General features: G+C 54.3%; 6 protein-coding genes. All 6 read left to right on the top strand.

Going from position 1 to position 5,191, the window contains the following annotated elements:
* Positions 1 to 163 precede the first annotated feature (163 nt).
* A complete protein-coding gene (locus KBZ15_RS18010) occupies positions 164 to 550 on the top strand; it encodes a DUF86 domain-containing protein (protein ID WP_255016600.1) in 387 nt (128 codons plus the stop codon).
* Between the two features lie 102 nt (positions 551 to 652).
* Positions 653 to 1,060, top strand: a complete 408-nt coding sequence (locus KBZ15_RS18005; RefSeq protein ID WP_255016599.1) for a VOC family protein — start codon at positions 653 to 655, stop codon at positions 1,058 to 1,060.
* Positions 1,061 to 1,205: 145 nt separating this feature from the next.
* Positions 1,206 to 1,445 (top strand): hypothetical protein, encoded by a 240-nt coding sequence (locus KBZ15_RS18000; protein ID WP_255016598.1) that lies wholly within the window; start codon positions 1,206 to 1,208, stop codon positions 1,443 to 1,445.
* A 121-nt stretch (positions 1,446 to 1,566) separates the two neighbouring features.
* Positions 1,567 to 2,001: a hydrogenase maturation protease gene (locus KBZ15_RS17995; RefSeq protein WP_255016597.1), complete on the top strand. Its 435-nt coding sequence runs from the start codon at positions 1,567 to 1,569 to the stop codon at positions 1,999 to 2,001.
* A 286-nt stretch (positions 2,002 to 2,287) separates the two neighbouring features.
* Entirely contained in the window at positions 2,288 to 2,917 is a 630-nt protein-coding gene (locus KBZ15_RS17990) for a carbonic anhydrase (protein WP_255016596.1), read from the top strand.
* A 187-nt stretch (positions 2,918 to 3,104) separates the two neighbouring features.
* On the top strand, positions 3,105 to 5,191 hold a 2,087-nt coding region (locus KBZ15_RS17985), incomplete at its 3' end, for an adenylate/guanylate cyclase domain-containing protein (RefSeq protein WP_255016595.1).

Here is a 5,191-nt window from a genome sequence, read left to right as displayed (position 1 = left end):
GTCGAATTTGCTCCTCTTGGTGGTCACGCTAAATTCCATGCTTATTTTGAGATGCTTGATGAGTTACAAAGAGTCCTCGGCACCAAGGTGGATCTCGTTATGAGCGGGGCAGTGCGCAATGCGATTATTTCTCGTGAGGTTGAGAACACTAAAAGGATGATCTATGCTGCGTGACATAGCTGCCTATCTCTATGATATCATCGATGCATGCGATTCTATTGCTTCAATTCTTAATGGCATTTCGCTTGAGGCGTATGTTGAGCTGCGTGAAAAGCGATCTGCCGTTGAGCGTGAATTTATTATAGTTGGCGAAGCATCATCAACGCTGGCGAAATTCTCGCCTGAGAAATTTAATCGTCTATCGGATGGTCGCAAAGCTATTGGGTTTCGCAACATACTTACCCACAACTATGCTTCGGTTGATCACGAGACTGTTTATGAAACCGCACTTCAGGATGTCCCTAAGCTGAGGAAAGAATGTATCGAGATACTCAGGGAGTTGGAGGACGTATTCAAGGACGGCCCTGAGACGAAATCGGAGGCAGGCTAACAATGCCATGCACCTTTGACGCCCACACATGATTCTTGTTTGCACCCACCGCAAAATGCGGCCAGGTGATGGCAGCGTTTGCCGCCTCAAGGAGACGAATCCGTGATCCACATACGTGAGCTCGATCACATAGTCCTTCGCGTCGTCGACTTGGACAAAATGCTTCGGTTCTATTGCGGAGCACTCGGTTGCTCAGTCGAGCGTCGGCAAGAAGAGATCGGCCTCATACAGCTTCGTGCGGGCCGTTCACTTATCGATCTCGTCCCCGTCAATGGCAAGCTCGGCAGCGCCGGTGGCGCGGCTCCTGGAGTCGGAGGCAGAAATCTCGACCACTTCTGTCTCCGTGTAGAGACGTTTGACGCCGAGGCCATTCGTGGCCACCTTCAGGCGAATGGTGCAACAGTCGGCCCAGTGCAGTCACGCTATGGAGCAGAAGGTGAAGGTCCATCCATCTATGTCAGTGATCCCGAAGGCAATGTCGTCGAGCTCAAAGGCCCGCCGGGTGGCTAACAGCAGGGCATTGTCTCCCGCAGGGGCTTGGGTTCGCCGCTGCCACCGAAGGGATCGCGTAGGTAAGCCTGGCTTTGCCAGTGAAGAGCGCATTGCACCAGCCTTAAGGCTCGAAATATGTTCGTAATACGTCCGGGATGGTGCTATGCGGACCATTTCAGTGCGCCTCGATGACAGCATTGAGGCAATGCTTGACAGCCTCTGCCAGGCCCTCGGCCTCAGCCAAATCGAGGTCGTCAAGGCCGGCCTTGCTCTGCTGCAGCAGCAATCCACCAGCCCGGCAGCTCTGGCGGAGCTTTGGCCTGGTCGGCAGCTTCTCAAGCAACGCTCCGGACAGCGGCACCACCAGCAGGGGAAGGGACCATGCCGCTCTCCGCAGCAGTGAGTCGTTCCCTGGTGGCGAGAGCCTTGAAAACCTCCTGAATCCCTGAAATGGGTTTGGCGATCTGACCATCAGCAGCTCGAGGCCAGCCATCGCCACACTGAGGTGTCCTTCCCCCCTGCCCATGCCCGCCCGTCCCCAGCACACCCGCCTGGTGATCGGCATCGGCAATCCCCTCCGCGGTGACGATGGCGTCGGCGCCTTGCTGGCTGAGCAGGCTGGGGGCCGCAGCGTCCACCAGCTCACTCCGGAGCTAGCAGCGGAGCTGGCCGAGCTGGAGGCGGTGCTGTTTATCGATGCCTGGCTAGCTCCGGCAGGTGGCCCCCCCCAGCTGGTGGAGGTGATCCCGGCCGGGGCCGGAGCGCCGGACACCCACCGGCTGGAGCTCGCCCAGCTGCTGGCCATCAGCCAGGCGCTCTATGGCCGCGCCCCTGCAGCCTGCCTGCTCCAGGTGCCGGCCCATGCTTTTGAGCACGGCAACACTCTCTCGGCCCAGCTTCAGGCAGCCTTGCCCCAGGCCCAGGCGCTCATGCAGGACTGGCTGGCGCGGCATGTATGAGCTGGGTCTCATACCCGCGGCCTTTGGAGTGGCACTGGCCCCTTAATTTGTTCTCTTCAATACGGAAAGGTGGCCCGGTGGGCTCGGCTTTCCAAATTTTTTGCTGCTTGGTTTGCGCTTCTAGTGTTGCCTGAGGCTTGTTGTTTAGCCTGCTTGCAGCTGGCCTGGTCTTATGGGGATGAACCGTCGCGATCTGCTGGCTGGCACGGCGTTCAGTGTGGCAACTGCTGCCTGGTCGATGATCGGGGCCCAGCGTGCCTGGGCCTCCGATCCGATCGATGGCCAGTTGCTGGCCAGTCTTCAGGTGTGCACACCAAAGGATGCTTTGGATCGCCTGATATGCGGCAATGGGCGCTTCGCCAAGGCTTGGGCCGCGGCCAGTGACATCGCCACACCGGTTGAGCGCATGCAGGTGCTCAACCGGATCTGGCAGAACGAATGTCAGATTGATCCTGCGGCGCTTGCCCAGGGGCAGAAGCCGTTTGCGGCCACACTGTCCTGTGCGGATTCCCGGGTAGATCCCAGCTGGTTGTTTGCCTGTGCTTCCGGTGAGCTCTTCGAAGTGCGATCTGCAGGAAACACAGCTTTTGATGAGGCCATTGCTTCCTTGGAATATGCCGTGTCCGTTCTCGGCACTCCATTGATCCTGGTTATTGGTCACAGTGGCTGTGGCGCGGTCAAGGCGGCCATGGACACGGCGCCGCTGACGCCCTTGCTGGAGCAGCTAGTGGCACCGATCAAGGCCAGTCTTCAAAGTGGTGACGATCTGAGCAAAGCTGTTCAGGCCAACGCTCGCCATTCAGCCACCGAGCTCACCAGACGCAGCGATTTGCTGAAATCCGCAGAAGCAGAAGGGAAGCTGACTATTCACAGTTCCTATTGTGATATTGGCACAGGAGTTGTGAGCTTGCTGTGATGATCTGGATCTATAAAGTTAGGAGTTGAAATTATCAATCTCTGCTGGTTCAAGGTGCTCATTTCTGGTTGCGTTCAGGCCAGATCGCCCTACTCTGCAAATCCTAGCCTGTCGATTTACCGCATAAATTATGCCCCGTGGATCAGTGCCGATGATCAAGTTTCGCCCTAGCCTGCGATCCCAGCTGATGCTGATGCTGCTTAGTGTCGGCGTTTCTGCAATGTTGGCCATTGCCTATTTCGGTTACCACAGTGGCGAGGTCCATCTCACGCAAAGGATCTTCGAGCAATTGACCAGCGTGCGTGCCTCGAAGGCCTATCAGATGCAGTCATACTTTGATACCATGCGCAATCAGACTGAAGCGCTAAGTGAAGATCTGATGGTGGTGAATGCCATGAAGGATTTCAAGAGAGCTTATCGGGGGCTTGATGCCAAAGCCATTCCAGAGGCCTGGTTATATTCCATAGATAGCTATTATAAAGATCAGTTCATCCCCCGCTTGGCTGATCTTCACGAAGGTGCACCAATCGCTGACCTTTATGAGCCCCATAGCAGCGCCGGCCAATACCTGCAGTATCACTATATTGCCAACAATTCAAACCCTGCTGGTAGCAAGCAGCGTCTTGCCGATGCCGGAGATGGCAGCGAATACAGCAAGGCTCACGCCTTATACCACCCACGCTTGTCAAAATACCATGATCTATTTGGCTACAACGACCTGTTTCTGGTGGATCCCGATGGCGGTGCAATTATTTACTCGATTGGCAAGGAAGTTGACTTTGGCATGAGTCTGGCGACTGGGCCCTATCGCGATAGTAACCTCGCAGATGCAGTCAATGCGGCTATTAACGCAAAAGCAAAGGGATTTGTAAAAATTGTAGATTTTGCCCATTACAAGCCTTCCTATGGTGCGCCGGCTGCCTTTATTACGTCGCCAATATTTGATGGAGATGAATTTATAGGCGTGCTTGGCCTGCAGGTACCTGTTGATGAAATCAATAGGGTGATGACCGGCAATAACAACTGGGCAAAGGATGGTCTTGGTCGTTCTGGTGAAACCTATTTGGTGGGAGCTGATAGCGCCATGCGTTCGGTTTCCAGATTTTTAGTGGAGGATCCTGCTGGCTATCTTGAAACGTTGAGTGCTCTCAACGTCAAATCGCAAACGATTGATGATATTGAACGCTATGGCACATCCATCCTTGAGCAGCAGATGAACACGGAGGCGACCAGGAACGCCTTGGAGCGGCGCGAAGGCACCATGATTGTCGATGATTATCGGGGGGTCAAAGTCTTGAGTTCCTATTCACCCTTGAATCTCCAGGGTTTGGATTGGGCCGTGCTCTCGGAAATGGATCTTGATGAGGCTTATGCACCCATAAATGAGTTTAAGCGCAATATCCTTTTCTGGGGATCTCTGATAATTCTCTTGATCACGGTTGCATCCTTGCTGCTCTCTTCAGTATTTATTCAACCGGTCATGCGCTTGATCGGTTGTGCCAAAGACATTGGCAGTGGTGAAATCAACGCCCTTGCTGCCTCCGAAAACCCAGGAGAGTTTGGTGAGCTGGCCGCAGCTTTGGCAGGGATGGTTGATGGGCTCGATACGCAAACAAAGGCGATTGAGAAGCTGAGCCTTGAGCGCTGGAATCTGTTGCAGAAGTTGCTCCCATCTGCAGTGGCTCAGCGCTTGCTTAATGGAGAAGCCACTATCGCTGATCCTGTCGAGAATGCTTCAGTCATGTTCACTGAGGTGTCCGGATTAGAAGCATTTACAGATTCTATCAGCACTGAGCAGAGAGTGCGCTTGATGAATGACCTGGTCTGCCGTTTTGACGCCGCCGCAGATAAATGTGGTGTAGATAAGGTTAAGTTGTTAGCAGATCGCTATGTATCTGCTTCGGGGCTTGTGGGCGGTCGCCTTGATCACATGGGTCGAATGGTCAAGTTTGCCTTAGAGCTCCAGAAGCAGGTGAAGCATTTCAACCATGATCATGGCACCGACCTGGATGTTATCAGCAGCATCCATTCTGGTGATGTTGTTGTTGGAACTGTTGGCTCAAGCAAGATGGCCTATGACGTTTGGGGTGATACCGTGACTACTGCGACTAGTATTCTGGCCCAAGGCAAGCCCCCTAGGGGTTCAATTCTGGTGTCGCAGCCGGTGTTTGAATTCCTTCAGGATGTTTACTATTTTGACAAGTTAAATCCCGACCCATCTTCGGGATCACTCCAGCCATTCATACCGATGTGGCGTCTAGTCGGTGCCGCTAA

It is taken from the genome of Cyanobium sp. BA20m-p-22 (assembly GCF_024346275.1).
In the GTDB taxonomy this organism is placed as follows: Bacteria; Cyanobacteriota; Cyanobacteriia; order PCC-6307; family Cyanobiaceae; genus Cyanobium_A.
This window is presented reverse-complemented; position numbering and strand designations above follow the sequence as displayed.

What these genes read in the sequence shown, in the direction of transcription:
- KBZ15_RS18010 (WP_255016600.1), top strand. Translation starts at nt 164, where the DNA reads ATGCTGCGTGACATAGCTGCCTATCTCTATGATATCATCGATGCATGC.
- KBZ15_RS18000 (WP_255016598.1), top strand. Translation starts at nt 1,206, where the DNA reads ATGCGGACCATTTCAGTGCGCCTCGATGACAGCATTGAGGCAATGCTT.
- KBZ15_RS17995 (WP_255016597.1), top strand. Translation starts at nt 1,567, where the DNA reads ATGCCCGCCCGTCCCCAGCACACCCGCCTGGTGATCGGCATCGGCAAT.